The organism is Actinophytocola sp. (assembly GCF_035942955.1).
Taxonomy (GTDB): domain Bacteria; phylum Actinomycetota; class Actinomycetes; order Mycobacteriales; family Pseudonocardiaceae; genus DASYTH01.
On sequence record NZ_DASZCQ010000344.1, the window covers coordinates 20,977 to 39,177 of the forward strand.

General features: G+C 69.1%; 11 protein-coding genes. 7 read left to right on the forward strand and 4 right to left on the reverse strand.

Features of this window, described 5'->3' with window-relative positions:
- Positions 1–43: 43 nt before the first annotated feature.
- The 4 genes from VGX25_RS34385 to VGX25_RS34400 form a co-directional block, all read right to left on the reverse strand.
- Entirely contained in the window at positions 44–1,957 is a 1,914-nt protein-coding gene (locus tag VGX25_RS34385) for a hypothetical protein (protein ID WP_326922158.1), read from the reverse strand.
- A gap of 10 nt (positions 1,958–1,967) precedes the next feature.
- Positions 1,968–2,927: a carbohydrate ABC transporter permease gene (locus VGX25_RS34390; RefSeq protein WP_326922159.1), complete on the reverse strand. Its 960-nt coding sequence runs from the start codon at positions 2,925–2,927 to the stop codon at positions 1,968–1,970.
- The gene (locus VGX25_RS34395; RefSeq protein ID WP_326922160.1) at positions 2,917–3,735 is read right to left on the reverse strand and encodes a sugar ABC transporter permease; all 819 of its coding nucleotides are present in this window, start codon (positions 3,733–3,735) and stop codon (positions 2,917–2,919) included. Before VGX25_RS34395 ends, VGX25_RS34390 begins: the two co-directional genes overlap by 11 nt.
- A gap of 173 nt (positions 3,736–3,908) precedes the next feature.
- Positions 3,909–5,282 (reverse strand): ABC transporter substrate-binding protein, encoded by a 1,374-nt coding sequence (locus tag VGX25_RS34400; protein WP_326922161.1) that lies wholly within the window; start codon positions 5,280–5,282, stop codon positions 3,909–3,911.
- 193 nt (positions 5,283–5,475) lie between these two features.
- On the opposite strand from VGX25_RS34400, the gene VGX25_RS34405 reads away from it, so the two are divergent.
- From VGX25_RS34405 to VGX25_RS34435, 7 genes are all read left to right on the forward strand, one after another.
- Complete coding sequence (locus VGX25_RS34405; protein WP_326922162.1) at positions 5,476–6,231, forward strand: FadR/GntR family transcriptional regulator; 756 nt, start codon at positions 5,476–5,478, stop codon at positions 6,229–6,231.
- 252 nt (positions 6,232–6,483) lie between these two features.
- Complete coding sequence (locus VGX25_RS34410) at positions 6,484–7,947, forward strand: endo-1,4-beta-xylanase (RefSeq protein WP_326922163.1); 1,464 nt, start codon at positions 6,484–6,486, stop codon at positions 7,945–7,947.
- A gap of 17 nt (positions 7,948–7,964) precedes the next feature.
- The gene (locus VGX25_RS34415) at positions 7,965–9,470 is read left to right on the forward strand and encodes a non-reducing end alpha-L-arabinofuranosidase family hydrolase (RefSeq protein ID WP_326922164.1); all 1,506 of its coding nucleotides are present in this window, start codon (positions 7,965–7,967) and stop codon (positions 9,468–9,470) included.
- A 57-nt stretch (positions 9,471–9,527) separates the two neighbouring features.
- On the forward strand, positions 9,528–11,510 hold the full coding sequence (locus tag VGX25_RS34420) for an alpha-L-fucosidase (RefSeq protein ID WP_326922165.1): 1,983 nt from the start codon (positions 9,528–9,530) through the stop codon (positions 11,508–11,510).
- A gap of 13 nt (positions 11,511–11,523) precedes the next feature.
- The gene (locus VGX25_RS34425; protein WP_326922166.1) at positions 11,524–15,000 is read left to right on the forward strand and encodes a ThuA domain-containing protein; all 3,477 of its coding nucleotides are present in this window, start codon (positions 11,524–11,526) and stop codon (positions 14,998–15,000) included.
- Positions 14,997–17,894 (forward strand): PQQ-dependent sugar dehydrogenase, encoded by a 2,898-nt coding sequence (locus tag VGX25_RS34430; RefSeq protein WP_326922167.1) that lies wholly within the window; start codon positions 14,997–14,999, stop codon positions 17,892–17,894. The genes VGX25_RS34425 and VGX25_RS34430 overlap by 4 nt, the downstream gene beginning before the upstream one ends.
- Positions 17,895–17,988: 94 nt before the next feature.
- Positions 17,989–18,201 (forward strand): ThuA domain-containing protein (locus tag VGX25_RS34435; protein WP_326922168.1); only part of this gene is annotated, 213 nt, incomplete at its 3' end.

Here is an 18,201-nt window from a genome sequence, read left to right on the forward strand (position 1 = left end):
CAGGGTGTGATTCGACGGTTGGTCGTGAATCGGTGTGTTGTTGTCAGCGCGGGTCGAACGGGGTGCGGTAGGACGGAGTTCGGGTGTGCGGGTCGATTCGCAAGGTCAGCCGGATCCGGGTGGAGCGGGGTAACTCCACCCGCAGCCACGGCCCGTTGACCAATGTGGACGTTGAGATCACGCGCGGCTGGCCGTGTCCGTAGTCGTAGAGGTCGCCGATCCAGGACGGGTCCGCACAGCCGGTGTGGCGCACGGTGCGGACGGTGTGCTCGGCGAACGCCCCGGCCTGTACGATCACCGAGCGCGCGGTCCGCGGATCGAGGTTGATCAGGTCGACCGTGGTCGCCCGCGGGTCGATGCTCGAGACGAGGGCCGCCACCGCGGGCGGCAGGCCGGGCCGCCGGGCCGCGGCGTCGTAGTAGCGCACCCGCGCCTGCTGCAGGCCGCCGTTGTAGATCACCTGGGGGCCGCCCCAGGTCAACTGGACCAGTGCCTCGGTGACCACCGGGTTCGACTGCTGCCACAGGTGGATGTCGGCCTCGGCCACGTCGTGGTCGCGGTGGCGTTCCATGCGGGCCAGGCGGTGCCGCACCTGAGCCTGTGCGGCGGCCAGGATCCGCTCCGGGTAGTCGGGGTTGTCCCCGGCGAGGAAGGCGAACCAGGGTTCCTCGTGGCCCGCCTCCTCCTTGATGCGGAACGCCCGCACGGTCCGCCAGTCGTAGCCGCTTGCCGCGCGCAGCCGCTCGATGCGCTCCCGGTCGGCGGACGCGGCGGAGTGGTGCCACAGCGCCGTGGGCACCGACATCGGCATCGGGTTGTAGTCGAACCACCCCCGGTCGGCGTACCGGAACGGCACGTGCAGGGTGGGCGTGTGCACGTCCTCGTCCAGCTGGACCGTCCACTTGGACCGGAGGCTGGAGTCCGCCTCGGCGAAGGGCATGACCTTGCCGTAGGCGATGATCTCCTCCAGCGCGGGCCGGACCAGGTCGAGCAGGGAGTCGTCACCGGTGGCGGCCGCGGCGGCCAGCGCCGCGGCCGTCGCGGCCGGCCCGATGGCGTACCAGCCGTGCGGCCACGACCAGCCGTAGTGCCCGCCGTACCAGCGACCCTCCAGCAGCCCGCCCACCGTGCCGTCCGGGGCGACGTTGTCGGGGAGGATGCCGCGGTTGGCCGCGGCCCGCTCCCGCCAGGCACCCACGTACTCGGCGATCCAGTTCCGGTAGCGGGTCTCCCCCGTCAGCAGCAACGCGTTGCGGACGAGGCTGGTCGCGGCCAGGTTGACCGCGGTGTCCCCCACTCCCATGCGCCGGCGCATCTCCTCCCCCAACCGCGGGTCGCGGTCGAGCGGGGGGTCGCCGGCGTGCGGTGGCAGCACCCAGTCCAGCGGAAAGCCGTATTGCTGCGCTTCCCGGGGCAGCCAGGGATAGGTCTCGCCGTCGAACAGCCCCGCCCGTCGCGGGTCGCTGCCGTTGTGCGGCCGGCGAATGATGCGGTGCTCGGGGTCGTAGTTGCCGCACGCGGGGTCGACGTAGAGCTCGGCGAACCGCACCGCCCGCTCGGCCCACCGGTCGGGAGCGGCCAGGCACAGGAAGTAGAACAGCAGCATGCTCTCGCTCTGGTGGAACCAGTCGTAGCCGCGCTCGTACTCGTCGTGGAGCATCCCGAGCTCGGTCAGCTGCCGGGTGACCCCCGCCCAGTGCCGCTCGGCCGCGGCGAGCAGGTCGTCGGCGCCGCCGAGCAGGTAGAGCTGGGGCCAGTTGAAGAAGGTCTCGTAGAAGTCGTCCACTCCGTCGCGTGTGGACAGCCGGCCCCGGTAGGTCAGCCGGCCGTCCGGCCCGGTGAAGTCGCGGTCGAACTGGCGCCAGGCGTGGTCGAGCAGGTCGAACAGCTCGCGCTGCGCGACCGCCCAGCCCGGCGGCTCCAGCAGCGGCACCGAGGCCGTGATGACGGGATCCATCGCGGGTAGCTCATTCCTTGGTCGCGCCGGCGAGCATGCCGGCGACGAGGAATCGTTGGGAGAAAAGGAAGACGACGAGGACGGGGGTGATCGCCAGCAGCGTGGCCAGCGCCAGTTGCGGCCGCTGGACGGCGAACGCGCCGACGGTCGGGTTGAACTGCGGGACGTTGGACAGCAGCGTGCCAAGGCCCACCTGGACCGGGAACTGGTCGCTGTGGGGCAGCAGGACGTACGGCAGGAAGTAGTTGGTCCAGTTGGCCACGAAGCTGAAGAACCCCACCAGCGCGACCACCGGAGCGGCCAGCGGCAGGGCGATGCGGCGGAACACTCCGAGCTCCGAGCAGCCGTCCAGCCGCGCGGCGGCCAGCAGCTCCCTTGGCAGCGCGGTGTTGAAGAAGATGTAGGCCAGGTACACGCCGAACGGGTAGAACGAGTACGGCAGGATGACCGACCACATCGAGCCGATCAGGCCGAACTCGTTGAGCTCGAGGAACAGCGGCACCACGAGCGTCGAGTTCGGCATGATCATCACGACCAGGGTGACCAGCAGCAGGACGTGCCGGCCGCGGAACTCGGTCATCGCCAGCGCGTACCCGGCGGGGATCGCCACGCACAGGGTGATCACCAGCGCGAGGAACGCGTAGAGCGCGGAGTTGCCCAACCACAGGAAGATCGCCGCGTCCTGGAATGCGGTCAGCGCGTCCCAGTTGGCCCGCAGCGCCTGCCAGGATCCGAAGGACAGCGGGTGGTCGTGCACGAGCTGGTCGTCGGTCTTGGTGGCGGCCAGCGCCAGCCAGAGCACCGGGAGCGCGAAGAACAGCAGGAACAGCCCGAGGACCAAGGCGGGCAGCGGGTTCGGCGGCCCGCGGTGGGCGGCGCGGCGCGGCCGCCCGGTCCGGGAGGTCACCGGTGCCGGCGCGGTGGCCGGGGAGTGGGCCGGGGCGGGTCGCCGCCGGATGTCAGTCGGCATCGAAGAACCCCGATCTGGCCACGAACAGCCCCGCGGCAACAAGTCCCACCAGCAGCAGCTCGACCGACACGGCGGCGGCCGTGTTCACGTTGTTGTTCTGGAAGGCGAAGTCGAAGGAGAGCTGGTTGAGCGAGTAGTCGCGGCCGGCGACCCCGACACTGGCCAGCGACAGCAGCTCCGGCTCGACGAACAACTGGGTTCCCCCGGCGAACGCGAGGATCACCATGTAGACGATCCACTTGCGCAGCAGGGGAATCTGGATGCGCCGCGCGACCTGCCACGGGCCGGCCCCGTCGATCCTGGCCGCCTCGATGAGATCCGGCGAGATGTTGTTCAACGCGCCGTACATCACCACAATCCAACCGCCGGCGCCGGTCCAGAACGCGATGAGGGTGAACATGACCGGCAGGTGCTCGGGCGCGATGACCTGGCCGAAGGTGTCGAAACCCAACGCGCGCAACAGGAACCCGACCGGGCTGACCGCCGGGTCGAGCAGGAACAGCCAGACCATGACGCTCGCCGCCCCGGCAAGGGCCCCGGGGACGTAGTACAGCAAACGCAGGGCCGTGCCGACCGCGCGGGCGGTCACGCGGTGCAGCAGCAGCGCAAGCGCGACCACGAACACCACCAGCGCGACCAGCCAGAAGACCAGGTAGAGCGCGACGTGCCCGACGGCGGCAAGGAACCGGAAGTCGCTCGCGGCGGTGGCGAAGTTCGCCAGGCCCACGAAGTTGTCGCCGGCGTCGGTGAAGGCGAAGTAGACGGCGTAACCGGTCGGCACGACACCGAACGCGATCAGCAGCACCACATAGGGGGCGACGAAACCGTGGCCGGCGCGGCCGGGCCAGCGCTGTACCGCCTCTCCGGAATTTACTGCTGTGGTGACGTTGCGTTGAGATGCGTCGGTTGGCCAGGTGTCCGTGGCTGAGTCGCGCCCCGTTCCCCTTAGGTGCGGTTGGCGGCCACTCGGCTCACGCTCACTCACTGGGTGACCTGGTACCCGTTGGACTTCGCGTAGTTGGCGATCGCCTTCTGCCAGTCCGGCAGCATCGACTCGATGGTCTTGCCCGCGTTCAGGCCCGGGGTGATCGTCGCCGCCCAGATCGCCTCCTGGCTGAACTGGCCGTAGCCCCACCCCGGCCACACCTGGCCCGCCGCTTCCTGCAGCGGCGCGGCGATGTCGGTGGCGTAATACCCGGAGGAGGCCTGCTTCGCCAGCCACGTCTTGGCCGCCGGCCCGTAGGCCGGATAACCGGGGGCGACCTTGCCCTGGTAGTCGTCCGATGTGGTCACCCAGGTCAGGAAGTCGGTGGCGGCCTTCAGGTTGGCGCTGTGCGCGGACAGCAACCAGGTGCCCCCGCCGACGTTGCCGACCGAGGGCTTGTCGTCGCCGGCCCACTGCGGCATCGGGGCGACCGCGATCTGGCCGGCGGGGACCTTGAACGTCTCCTGGAACAGGGAGCCGCCGAACCACGCCGGGCCGGGCATCATGAGGATCTTGTCGGCGTAGTTCTTGCCGAAGTCCGAGCTGAACACGCTGCTGAGGGTCAGCGTGCCGTTCTTGATCAGCATGTCCAAAAGGGACGCCATCCGGGTGCAGTTCGGCCCGGTGGTGTTCACGGTGACCGCCTTGGGACCGGTGATCTGGTTGGCGCCGCACTTGCTGGCCCACAGGTAGATCTCCGGGGTGAACGTGTCACCCGCGGAGCCGACCAGGTAGCCGGGGTGCTCGGTGGCGACCTTCTCGCCGAGCGCCCGGAACTCCTCCCACGTCTTGGGAACCCGGTAGCCCCACTGCGTCATCAGCGACGCGTTGTACCAGAGCACGGTCTGGGACAGGTCGTTGCGCAGGCAGTAGAGCGTGCCGTTCACCGTGCACGGGTCGTTGGCGCCGGGCGCCCAACCGTCCAAGACGGACTGGGAGATCAGGCCCTTGTTAAGCGGGGCGGTGAAACCGGCGTCCACCGCCCAGGTGGTTTCGTTGTTCTGCGTACTGAACACCACGTCCGGCCAGCCCTCGCGGGTCCGGTTGAACAGGCTCACCTTGGTCTGCAGGTAGTTCGATCCGTTGGCGTCACCGTCGTAGGTGACGATGTTCATCGGCACCGAGGGGTTCTGCTTCTGGTACAGCTCCGCGGCGGCGAGCCGGGTCGAATCCACCCACACCGTGATCTGCCCGCCGCTCTGCGGCACCGGCTGGAAACCGTTCTGGCTCTGCGCGCCCGTGGTCTCTCCGCCGCCGCCGCACGCCGCGACCGCAGCCAGGGCGAGCGCGGCCCCGATGGCCGGCAACGCGATCCGCCCGCGGACGTTGCCCGAACTCCTCGCGCCACCGGCGCCGACCCCCGCTGTCATGCGCTCCTCCACTACGTCGTGGTGCCCACAATCGCGGGCGAAGCTTCCAGATGTATCTGATTCATAGCGGCGGAGCGGGTAACCCGGATCACACCATACCGGGCATCTGCGACCCGAAGTCAAGAGATGGGCATCGAAATAGATCGTACTTATCGGATAGGAAGTCCCGGCCGGGAGGGATACGATCCTGGTCATGACCAGCGTGCCCGCACAGGAACGGGAGGCCGTGCGGCCAGTGGGTTCGTACCGGCCCGGTTACGAGTTGGTGGCCGAGCGGATCCTCCAGCTCATCGCCGAGTCGCAGCTGCGGCCCGGCGACCGGATGCCGACCGAGAACGAGCTGGCCGCACGCCTGAGCACCAGCCGCAGCATGGTGCGCGAGGCGATCAAGATCCTGTCCGCGATCGGGCGGGTCCGGGCCCAGAAGGGCCGGGGCCTCTACGTCGCCGACGACGAGGGCATGCTGGGCTCGGCACGCCTGGAAGGCTTCTTCCTGCCCACCGATCTCGACCACGTCTACATGCTCTTCGAGTTCCGCCGGATCCAGGAGACCGCGGCGAGCCGGCTCGCGGCGACCCGCGCGACCCCCGCCGAGGTGCGCGCCATCGAAGCCGCCGCCGAGACCTGCCGGCAGGGCCACCTGACCGGGGAGGCCGCCCTGTTCGACCGTGGCGACGACGACTTCCACCTCGGCATCGCCGCCGCATCGCACAACCAGTTCCTGGTCACCGCGGTGCGCGAGGCCCGCCGCCTGCAACACCAGTCAAGCACCATCGGCCTGCACGGCACCGTCGGCGGCCACGCGGCGGAGGCGATCGAGGAGCACGCCGCGATCTACCGAGCGATCCGCGACGGCGACCCGGAGGCCGCGGCCCTGGCCGCCGCGGTCCACCTGGACAACACCCTCGAGGACTACCGCCGTGAGATCCAGCGGCGCATCTTCGGCTGACCCGTCACCGCCCATTGACCCAGCCTCCGATAAGTCCTACCTTTAGCTCAGCCAACCAATTTGTTTGGCTACTAAACAAATAGGTTTCCGGCGCGCATCGACGCGTCCCTGCTCCCTGCCGAGGTGAACCTGTGACAACGCTGTCCCGCGCCCCGCACCCGGTCTGGGAGCGCTCCCAGAGCGGAGCGGCTTCCTAACCACTCTGGCTGCTCGTCCATCGACTTTCCCTGCTGAGCACCCAAAAGGACAACGATGTCTGTACCGACCCTTCCCCCGAGACGGTGGATTCGCGGGCTCCTGGGCCCGGCCGTCGTCGCGCTGGCCGCGGCCAGCGCGGTGACCCTCCTGCCGAACGCCGCCGCGGCCGCCAGCACGCTGGGTGCGGCGGCGGCCCAGTCCGGTCGCTACTTCGGCGCCGCCGTGGCCGCCGGTCGGCTGGGGGATGCGCAGTACACGACGATTCTCGACCGGGAGTTCAACATGGTGACTCCCGAGAACGAGATGAAGTGGACTTTCACCGAGCCCTCCCGCAACAACTTCACCTTCGGCTCGGCCGACCAGATCGTCAACCGCGCACGCAGCCGCGGCCAGCGGCTACGCGGCCACACCCTGGTCTGGCATTCCCAACTTCCCAGCTGGGTCAGCACCATCACCGATGCGAACACCCTGCGCAGCGTGATGAACAACCACATCAACACCGTCATGGGCCGTTACCGCGGCCAGATCTACGCCTGGGACGTCGTCAACGAGGCGTTCGCCGACGGCAGCAGCGGGCAGTTGCGCAGCTCGGTGTTCCGCAACGTGCTCGGCACCGGGTTCCTCGAGGAGGCGTTCCGCACCGCGCGGGCAGCGGACCCCGCAGCCAAGCTGTGCTACAACGACTACAACATCGAGGACTGGACCGCGGCCAAGACCCAGGGGACCTACAACCTGGTCCGCGACTTCCGGGCCCGCGGCGTACCGATCGACTGCGTCGGCCTCCAGGCGCACTTCGGCACCGGTGGTCCGCCGAGCAGCTTCCAAACCACACTGGCCAACTTCGCCGCGCTCGGCGTGGACGTGCAGATCACCGAGCTCGACATCGCGCAGGCCCCGTCGACCGCGTATGCCAACACCGTCCGGGCGTGCATGAACGTGCCGCGCTGCACCGGGATCACCACGTGGGGCATCCGCGACAGCGACTCCTGGCGCTCGGGCGAGAACCCGTTGCTGTTCGACCGCGGCGGCAACAAGAAGCCGGCATACGACGCGGTGCTCGGCGTGCTGAACTCCGTGGGTGGTAGCTCGCCGGTGGAGGTCGGCGTGAACTACCGCCTGGTGGCCCAGCACAGCGGCAAAGCCGCCGACATCGCAGGCGTGTCCACGTCGCCCGGCGCCTTGCTGCAGCAGTGGTCGCTGACCGGCGGGCTCAACCAGCAGTTCGACTTCCTCTCCTCCGCCGACGGCCACTACCGCATACGCGCCCGACACAGCGGCCTGGTGCTCCAGGCGGCCAGCAACAGCAGCGGCGCCAACATCACCCAACAACCCGACACCAACGCCACCAGCCAACAGTGGCGGGTCGTCGACCACGGCGGCGGAGTGGTGAGCCTGGTCAACCGACAGTCCGGCCTGGCCCTGGATGTCTGGGAGGTGTCCACCGCCGACGGCGCCCGCATCTCTCAATGGACGCTCACCGGCAATCCCAACCAACGCTTCCAGCTCCAACGCGCCTAGCCACAAGGGGTTATCCGATGTCGAGGTATCGATCCATCTTCGGGTCCGTCGCGGCCGCGGCCCTGCTGGCCGGGTTGCTGCTCCCGGCCGGGACGACCGGGGCGGAGGCGGCGACCGTGGATCCGAGCGCCTGGTATGTGCTGGTCAACCGGAATAGCGGCAAGGCGATGGACGTGTCCGGAGTGTCCACAAGTGACGGCGCGGTCATCCACCAGTGGACCCGCCACGACGGCGCCAACCAGCAGTGGCAGTTCGTGGACTCCGGCGGCGGCTTCTATCGGCTGCGGGCGCGGCACTCGGGCAAGGTGCTGGACGTGTCCGGCGCCTCGACCGCCGACGGCGCCGCCGTCGTGCAGTGGAGTGACCACACCGGCACGAACCAGCAGTTCCGGCTGGCCGACTCGCCGGACGGGTTCGTCCGGTTGATCAACCGCAACAGCGGCAAGGCCGTGGAGGTCCAGGGGGCGTCCACCGCCGACGGGGCCCGGGTGGTGCAGTTCGCCGACGGGGGCGGGGCCAACCAGCAGTGGCGGCTCGTCCCGCTCGGCGGCTCGTCCGGGCCGCTGCCGTCGACGTTCCGGTGGTCGTCCAGCGGCGTGCTTGCCGGGCCGAAGCCGGACGCCCAACATCCCGACGCGGTGGCGGTCAAGGACTTCTCGGTGGTGCGGCACAACAACCAGTGGCTGATCTACGCCACCACGGCCGGCCCGACCCGTGGCTGGGGTCTGGTGCACTACGCCTTCGGCGACTGGTCGCAGGCCGCGTCCGCACCGCACACCTATCTGGACACCGCCTCGGCGATCGGACCCGGCTACCGGGCCGCGCCGCAGCTGTTCCACTTCGCACCCCAGAATCTGTGGTACCTGGTCTACCAGAGCGCCCCGCCCACCTACTCGACCAGCACCAACCCGGCCGATCCGCGGTCCTGGTCGGCGCCGCGCACGTTCATCGCGCAGGAGCCACCGATCGTGACCCAGAACAAGGGACCGGGGCAGTGGATCGACTTCTGGGTCATCTGCGACAGTGCGAACTGCTTCCTGTTCTTCTCCGACGACAACGGCCACATCTACCGGGCCCAGGCCAGCCTCGGCAACTTCCCCAACGGGTTCGGCAACACCCAGATCGTCCTGTCCGACAGCCGGTTCGCCCTGTTCGAAGCGACCAACGTATACAAGGTGGCGGGCAGCAACCAGTACCTGCTGATCCAGGAGGCGATCGGCTCCACCGGGCGGCGCTACTTCCGGTCCTTCACCTCCACCAGCCTCACCGGCAGCTGGACCCCGCTGGCGGCCACCGAGAACGAGCCGTTCGCCGGCCGCGCCAACGTCACGTTCCCCAACGGCGCGTGGACGCAGGACATCAGCCACGGCGAGATGATCCGCGCCAGCAACGACCAGACCCTCACCATCGACCCCTGCCGGCTGCAGTACGTCTACCAGGGCCAGGATCCCAACGCCAGCGGCGACTACATCCGCCTGCCCTGGCGCATGGGCCTGCTCACCCAAACCAACTCCCCCTGCTGATCCCACCCTCCACTGTCCATACCGGACCGCACATGCCCACTCCGAAGGGGTCGTGCCATGTCTTCGTCTCGTATCGGCCGCCGCAGACTGCTCACCGTGGCCGGGCTCACCGGGATCGCCACGGCCACCGGCGCGTGGCGGGCCGGTGTGGTGTGGGCCACCGCCGGCCCGAGCAGCTACACGCCGACCTGGCCGTCGGTCGACCAGCATCCGCCGGCGCCGGAGTGGTTCCAGGACGCCAAGTTCGGCATCTACTTCCACTGGGGGGTGTACAGCGTCCCGGCGTTCGCCAACGAGTGGTACCCCCGCAGCATGTACATCGCCGGCTCCAACGAGAACCGTCATCACATTGCCACGTACGGGGATCCGTCATCGTGGCCGTATCACAACTTCATCAACGGCGCCCGCGACCGCGCCGGTAACTGGGTGCAGTTCGCGCCGAAGCTGCGCTCGGCCGGCGGCAACTTCGACCCCAGCGAGTGGGCGCAGCTGTTCGCCGACGCCGGCGCGAGGTTCGCCGGGCCGGTAGCCGAGCACCACGACGGCTACTCGATGTGGAACAGCACCGTGAACGAGTGGAACGCGGCGCGCACCGGTCCCCGGCTGGACCTGGTGCGGCTGCACGCCGACGCCATCCGGGCCAGGGGCATGCGGTTCCTTGCGTCGTTGCACCACGCGTACCACTTCACCGGCTACTACGACCCCGTCCCGGCGCAGTCGGATCCGAGCCTGCGCAAGCTGTACGGCAAGCTCGACCGGACGGCGGCCAACCAGCTCTGGTACGACAAGCTCAGGGAGGTCGTCGACGGCTACCAGCCCGACATCATCTGGCAGGACTTCAACCTCGGCCAGGTCGATGAGCAACAGCGGCTGAACTTCCTGGCCTACTACTACAATGCGGCAGTTCGCTGGAACCGGGACGTGGTCACCACCTACAAGGACGGTTTCAACAACCGGGGATCGGTGTTCGACTTCGAGCGCGGCGGGCCGGCGGCGATCCAGACCCCCTACTGGTTGACCGACGACAGCATCTCCAGCTCCAGCTGGTGCTTCACCGTCGGCATCGGCTACTACTCCCTCGGCGCCATGCTGCACTCGCTGATCGACCGGGTCAGCAAGAACGGCAACATGCTGCTCAACATCGCCCCGATGGCCGACGGCACCATCCCGGCCGGACAGCGGTCGATCCTGCTGGGCATCGGGGACTACCTGCGGCGGTTCGGCGAATCGATCTACGCCACCCGGGCGTGGGTCACCCACGGCGAGGGTCCGACGCCGATGGGCGGTGGCTCCTTCACCACCCCGCGCGAGGGGACCAACCGGGACATCCGGTTCACCCGCAGCAAGGACAACACGGTCCTGTACGCGACCGTCATGGGCTGGCCGGGCACGACGCTGAGCATCACCACGCTGAGCTCGAGCCGGATCAACCTGGGCACGCTGAACTCGGTGCAACTGCTGGGCCCCAACGCCGGAAACACCATCAACCTGCCCACCCGCACCCAGAACGGCTCCGGCCTGCACATCTCGATGCCCTCGGCCAATCCCCCGTTCGCCGCCCCGGCATACGTGGTCAAGCTGACCTTCTCGGGTCAGATTCCCGCCCTCGGCTCGGCCCCGCTGCCCACCGGCTGGGCCGTCATCACCAATGTCGCCACCGGGCTGGTCCTGGACAGCGGCGGCACCGTCGGCTCCGGTTCCCGGCTCAAGCAGTGGAACTGGGACGGCAGCACCAACCTGCAGTGGCAGCTGGTCGGCCTTGGCGGCGGCTGGTACCGCATCGTCAACCGCGCCAACGGGATGGTCGCCGACAGCTGGGGCAACGGCGCCAACGGCGCCACCTGCCTGCAGGCGCCGTGGAACGGCGGCAACAACCAGCAATGGCGGCTGAGCGACCTGGGCAACGGCCAGTACCAGATCATCAACCGCGGCACCGGCACCGCCCTGGACAGCCTCGGCGACCGCACCGCCGGCTCCAGCACCTACATGTGGGCGCCCAACAGCCATCCCAACAACCAGTGGCGGATCACCGCGGTCTGACAGGAGTGCACTCATGCGACGCGTCCTCGTCCAACTGTTGACCGTGATCGCCGGCGTGCTGCTGCTGATCGCGATGGGTTCCCCGGTCGCGCCGGCCGGCCCGGCGGCCGGGGAGCGGGTGCTGCTGTTCACCAAGACGGCGGCCGGCGCGTTCCGGCACGACTCGATCCCGGCCGGGGTGGCGATGTTCCAGCAGCTGGCCGCGGACAACGGCTGGGATATGACGCACACCGAGGATTCCACGATCTTCAACGACGCCACACTGTCCACGTTTGACGTGATCATCATGTTCCAGACGTCGGGCATGGTGTGGGACACCGATGCGCAACGGGCCGCGGTGCAGCGGTACATGCGCAACGGCGGCGGCATCGTGGCCATCCACAACGCCACGGACATGAACATCGAGAACCAGTTCCCGTGGTGGGACCAGATGCTGGGCATGACCATGACCCAGCACTCGGCCATCGTCGCGGGCACGGCCAAGGTCGCCGACCAGGTGCACCCGTCCGGCCAGGGATTGCCGCAGCGGTGGAACCGCACCGAGGAGTGGTACAACTTCAACCGCAACGCCCGCGGCGATGTACACGTGCTGGCCACCGCCGACGAGACCACCTACAACCCCGGCCCCTCGGCGATGGGTTTCGACCACCCGATCTCCTGGTGCCGCAACTTCGAGGGCGGCCGGCTGTGGGCGACGGCCATGGGGCACCAGGCTTCCTCCTACTCCGAGCCGCTGTTCCGCGCACACATCCTCGGCGGCGTGCAGACCGCGGCCGGCACCCGGCCCGCCGACTGCGGCCCGACCGTGTGGGGCAGCTACGACAAGGTCGAGCTGGACGGCAACACGGTGGGCCCGAGTGCGTTGGAGGTGGCGCCGGACGGCCGGGTCTTCTACACCCAGTACGGCGGGCAACTCAAGGTCTACAAGCCGGACACCCGCACCACGGTCGTGGCCGGCACGCTGAACGTCTACACCGGCGGCGAGGACGGCCTGACCGGCCTGGCGCTCGACCCGAACTTCGCCACCAACCGCTGGGTCTACCTCTACTACTCCCCCGTCGGCGTCCAGGAGATCAACCGGGTGTCCCGGTTCACGATCAACGGGGACACGCTGGATCCGGCCAGCGAGCGGATCCTGCTGTCGATCCCGGCCGCACGGCGGTCCGAGCCCGGGCACACCGGCGGGTACCTGACCTTCGGTCCCGGCGGGAACCTCTACATCGGTGTCGGAGACGACACCAACCCCCACGAGTCCAGCGGTTACGCGCCAATCGACGAACGCCCCGGACGCGACCTGTTCGATGCGCAGAAGACCGCGGCCAACACCAACGATCTGCGCGGCAAGATCCTGCGCATCCACCCGGAGGCCGGTGGCACGTACACGATCCCGGCCGGAAACATGTTCGCATCCGGGACCGCGCAGACCCGCCCGGAGATCTACGCGATGGGCTTCCGCAACCCGTTCCGGTTCACTGTGGACACTGATGGAACGATCTATATGGCCGACTACGGCCCGGACGCCGGCTCGGACAACGCCAACCGGGGCCCGGCCGGCCTCGTCGAGTGGAACGTGATCAAGACTCCGGGCAACTACGGCTGGCCGTACTGCGTGGCCAACAACATCCCGTTCAACGACTTCAACTTCGCGACCGGCACATCGGGCGCCAAGTTCAACTGCGCGGCGCCGGTGAACAACTCGCCCAACAACACCGGGCTGACCACCCTGCCGGCGGCCCGCCCGGCGACGGTCTGGTACGGCAACGGCAGCAACGGCAACGCCTTTCCGGAGATGGGCAGCAGCAGCGGTGGAGAGGCACCGATGGCCTTCCCGGTGTACCACTACAACCCCAACAACCCGTCGACCACCAAGTTCCCGCAGTACTTCGACAGGACACCGTTCTTCGGCGAGTGGTCACGCAACACCATGCACGAGTTCCGGCTGGACTCGTCGGGGAACCTGCTCAAGATCAACCGGTTCCTGGCCAGCCTGACCTTCAGGTCCCCGATGGACGCCAAGTTCGGCCCGGACGGCTCGATGTACCTGCTGGAGTGGGGCACCGGGTTCGGCCGGGACAACCCGGACTCGGCCTTGTACCGCATCGACTACATCTCCGGCAACCGCGCCCCGATCGCCAGGGCCGGCGCCACCCCGTCGTCCGGGGTCTCGCCGCTGACCGTGCAGTTCTCCAGCGCCGGGTCGACCGACCCGGAGGGCGGCGCGCTGACCTACCGGTGGACCTTCGGCGACGGCGGCACCTCCACCGCGACCAACCCGTCGCACACCTACACCGCCCGCGGCCAGTTCAACGCCCAGCTGACCGTGACCGACCCGAGTGGACGGACCGGCACGGCCAATGTCGTGATCACCGCCGGCAACACCGCACCGACCGTGCGGTTCACCGGGCCGGCGCACGGCGGGATGTTCGCCTTCGGGGACAACGTCGCGTACTCGGTGAGCGTCACCGACCCGGAGGACGGAACGGTCGACTGCGCCCGGGTGACCGTCACGCCGGCGCTCGGGCACGACCAGCACGCGCACCCGCTGGAGCCGCAGACCGGCTGCACCGGCACGATCGCCACGCGCGGCGACGGCGGGCACGGCAGCGGCGCCAACCTGTTCTACGTGGCCGACGCGGTCTACACCGACAACGGCGCCACCGGGGTGCCGGCGCTGACCGGCCGGGCCCAGGTCGTGTTGCAGCCCAAGCACAAACAGGCCGAGCACTTCACGGGGTCGTCGGGGATCCGGGTCGTCGCGCAGGCCGGCGCCGAGGCCGGCGCCCGCATCGGCGACATCAACAACAACGACTGGATCTCGTTCACCCCGATGAACCTGACCAACATCAACCAGGTGTCGTTCCGGGTGTCCTCGCCGGGACCTGGCGGCACGATCGAGCTGCACGCCGGCTCCCCCACCGGCCCACTGGTGGCCACCGCCCCGGTGGGCAGCACCGGCGGCTGGGACAACTACGTCAGCCTGCCACCGGTCAACGTCACCAACCCCGGCGGCACCACCGAGCTGTTCGTGGTGTTCAAGTCCACCGTGGCCGGCCCGTACGACCTGGACTCGATGACCTTCATCGGTCCCGGCGTCGGCACCCCGGGCAGCGGCGGAACCGGCCCGATCACGGGCGTGGCCGGCAAGTGCGTCGACGTCAACGGCAACAGCTCCACCGACGGCACCAAGATCCAGCTGTGGACCTGCACCGGCGGCGCCAACCAGCAGTGGACCCGCACCGGCAACACCCTGCAGTCACTGGGCAAGTGCATGACCGTCAACGGAAACGGCACCGCCGACGGCGCCCTCGTTCAGCTGTGGACCTGCACCGGCGCCCCCGGCCAGAACTGGACTCCGCAGGCCGACGGCTCACTGGTCAATCCCAATTCCGGCAAGTGCCTCGACGCCAACGGCGCCAGCTCCGCCGACGGCACCCAACTGATCATCTGGACCTGCCACGGCGGCACGAACCAAAGATGGACCCTGCCATGAGGAAGCTGAACACGGCGGCCTCCGCCGCCTTACTGGTGGCCGCCGGTGTGGTGGCGACGGTGCTGACCAGCACGCCGCCGGCGGCCGCACACGCGGTGAATCCGGCCGACTTCCAGCAGGTCGAGCTGGCCCGTGGGGTATCCGAGCTGGGCGAGCCGATGTCGCTGGCGGTGCTGCCGGACCGCTCGGTGCTGCACACCTCCCGGGACGGGACGCTGCGCCGCACCACCGTTGCCGGGGTCACCAGCGTGATCGGCCGGCTGGCCGTGTACTCGCACGACGAGGAGGGCCTGCAGGGCATCGCGGCGGACCCGAACTTCGCCACCAACCGGTTCATCTACCTGTACTACTCACCGCCACTGTCCACGCCGGGCGGTGACGCCCCGGAGAACGGGACGGACTTCTCGGCCTGGAACGGGGTGAACCGGGTGGCCCGGTTCACCCTCAACGCCGACTTCACGCTCAACACCGCCAGCCAGGTGACCGTTCTGGACGTGCCGACCAGCCGCGGCATCTGCTGCCACGTCGGCGGCGACCTCGACTTCGACGCGGCCGGCAACCTCTATCTGTCCACAGGAGACGATTCGAACCCGTTCGCCTCCGACGGTTACACCCCTCTCGATGAGCGCACCAACCGCAACCCCGCCTTCGATGCCCAACGCAGCGCGGGCAACACCAACGACCTACGCGGCAAGCTGCTGCGGATCAAGGTGAACCCCGACGGGTCGTACTCGATCCCGCCCGGCAACCTGTTCCCGCCGGGCACCGCCAACACCCGCCCGGAGATCTACGCGATGGGTTTCCGCAACCCGTTCCGGATGAGCGTGGACAAGGCCACCGGCGTGGTCTACCTCGGCGACTACGGGCCGGACGCCGGCGCCGCCAGCGCCACCCGCGGGCCTGGCGGGCAGGTGGAGTTCAACCGGATCACCTCGGCCGGCAACTACGGCTGGCCCTACTGCACCGGCACGAACACCACGAATGAGACCTATGTGGACTACACGTTCCCGTCCGGGCCGTCCGGGAGCCGGTTCAACTGTGCCGCGCCGGTCAACGACTCCCCGCGCAACACGGGCCTGCGGAACCTGCCGGCCGCGCGGGCGGCGTGGATCAAGTACGACGGCTGCTCGCTGGCCGCGTTCGGCTGCGGCTCGGAATCCCCGATGGGCGGCGCGGTGTACCGCTACGACGCCGCCAACCCGTCGTCGGTCAAGTTTCCGGCCGCCCTCGACGGGCACTACTTCGCCGCCGAGTTCGGCCGGCGCTGGATCAAGACCATCGACGTCAATGCCGACGGCTCGGCCGGGCAGATCAGCGACTTCCCGTGGCGCGGCACGCAGATCATCGACACCGCGTTCGGCCAGGACGGCGCGCTGTACGTGCTGGACTACGGCACCGGCTGGGGCAGCGGGGACGCCAACTCCGCGCTCTACCGCATCGAGCACAACCCGGCCGGCAACCTCGCGCCAACCGCACGGGCCAGCGCCAACCGCACCTCCGGCCTCGCGCCGCTGGCGGTCACCTTCTCCAGCGCGGGTTCCGTCGACCCGGAGGGTGGCGCGCTGACCTACGCCTGGAACTTCGGCGACGGCACCACATCCACCGCGGCCAACCCGACGAAGACCTACAGCACCAACGGGCAGCGCACGGTCACCCTCACCGTGACCGATCCGGGAGGCCGCACCAGCACGGCCAGCCTGGTGATCACGGTCGGCAACACCGCACCCACGGTCACGCTGAGCACGCCGATCAACGGAACCCCGTTCAACTTCGGCGACACCGTGCCCTACACGATCACCGTATCCGATCCGGAGGACGGCACGACCGACTGCGCCCGGGTGCGGTTGAGCTACGTGCTCGGCCACGACAGCCACGGGCATCCGATCACCTCGCGGACCGGGTGCTCGGGAACGCTGCAGATCCCGACGGACGGTGAGCACGACACGGCGGCCAACCTGTTCGCGGTGCTCGACGCCGAATACACCGACGGGGGCGCCAACGGCCAGCCGGCACTGACGACCCACGCGCAGAACGTCCTGCAGCCCCGGCACCGCCAGGCCGAGCACCACTCGGCACAGTCCGGCACCGGCCTGTTCCCCAAGACATCCGCCGAAGGCGGCCGGACCGTCGGCGACATCCACAACGGCGACTGGATCTCCTTCCAGCCCTACGCGCTCGCCGGCGAAACCCGGTTCACCGCCCGGGTGTCCTCGGCCGGCTCCGGCGGCACGCTGTCCGTGCGGACCGGTTCGCCGACCGGACCCGTACACGGCTCGGTCACCGTGCCGGTCACCGGCGGCTGGGAGACCTTCACCCAGGTGTCCACCGCCCTGTCGAACCTGCCGAGCGGCACCACCACGCTGTACCTCACGTTCGCCGGCGGCTCCGGCTTCCTGTTCGATGTGGACTCGTTCACGCTCGACGGGGCCGCCGGCGGCACCGGGCCGATCACGGGCGCCGGCGGCAAGTGCGTCGACGTCAACGGCGCCAGCTCCGCCGACGGCACCAAAGTCCAGCTGTGGACCTGCACCGGCGGCGCCAACCAGCAGTGGACCCGCACCGGCAACACCTGGCGGTCGCTTGGCAAGTGCCTGACCGCGAGCGGCGGCACCGCCGACGGCACCCCGGTCCAACTGTGGACCTGCACCGGCAGCGGCGCTCAGAACTGGACCGCCGGCGCCAACGGCTCCCTCGTCAACGTCCAGTCCAACAAGTGCCTCGACGCCAACGGCGCCAGCTCCGCCGACGGCACCCAACTGATCATCTGGACCTGCCACGGCGGCACCAACCAACGGTGGGAGCTGCCAAGCAACAGCATCGCAGCCGCCAAGGCGACCACCGGGCGCGCCACGGCCGAAGGCTCGCAATCACGATGGCAGGGCACCGGCCCATGAAACGCAACGGGAACCAGTCAGTGCCCCGCCTGAGTGATCGCGACGCGCGCAGAGCCGCGAAAGACGAGTGGACCCTGCCCTGAGAGGAACGACCATGCGCATTCGTCAGATACTCGGCATCGCGACGGCCACCTTGGTGATCCTCGGGGTCAACTCCGGCCTACCCGCCGGCGCCGTCGACGCCCCGTACGACGTGCTGGTGTTCTCCCGGACCGCGGGGTTCCGGCACGACTCGATCCCGGTCGGCATCCAGACCATCCGGGAGCTGGGCACGGCCAACAGCTTCACGGTCACCGCCACCGAGGAC

Bases quoted from the DNA above. Each gene is read 5' to 3' on its own strand.
- VGX25_RS34385 (WP_326922158.1), bottom strand. From the start codon at position 1,957: ATGGATCCCGTCATCACGGCCTCGGTGCCGCTGCTGGAGCCGCCGGGC.
- VGX25_RS34390 (WP_326922159.1), bottom strand. From the start codon at position 2,927: ATGCCGACTGACATCCGGCGGCGACCCGCCCCGGCCCACTCCCCGGCC.
- VGX25_RS34400 (WP_326922161.1), bottom strand. From the start codon at position 5,282: ATGACAGCGGGGGTCGGCGCCGGTGGCGCGAGGAGTTCGGGCAACGTC.
- VGX25_RS34405 (WP_326922162.1), top strand. From the start codon at position 5,476: ATGACCAGCGTGCCCGCACAGGAACGGGAGGCCGTGCGGCCAGTGGGT.
- VGX25_RS34410 (WP_326922163.1), top strand. From the start codon at position 6,484: ATGTCTGTACCGACCCTTCCCCCGAGACGGTGGATTCGCGGGCTCCTG.
- VGX25_RS34415 (WP_326922164.1), top strand. From the start codon at position 7,965: ATGTCGAGGTATCGATCCATCTTCGGGTCCGTCGCGGCCGCGGCCCTG.
- VGX25_RS34420 (WP_326922165.1), top strand. From the start codon at position 9,528: ATGTCTTCGTCTCGTATCGGCCGCCGCAGACTGCTCACCGTGGCCGGG.
- VGX25_RS34425 (WP_326922166.1), top strand. From the start codon at position 11,524: ATGCGACGCGTCCTCGTCCAACTGTTGACCGTGATCGCCGGCGTGCTG.
- VGX25_RS34430 (WP_326922167.1), top strand. From the start codon at position 14,997: ATGAGGAAGCTGAACACGGCGGCCTCCGCCGCCTTACTGGTGGCCGCC.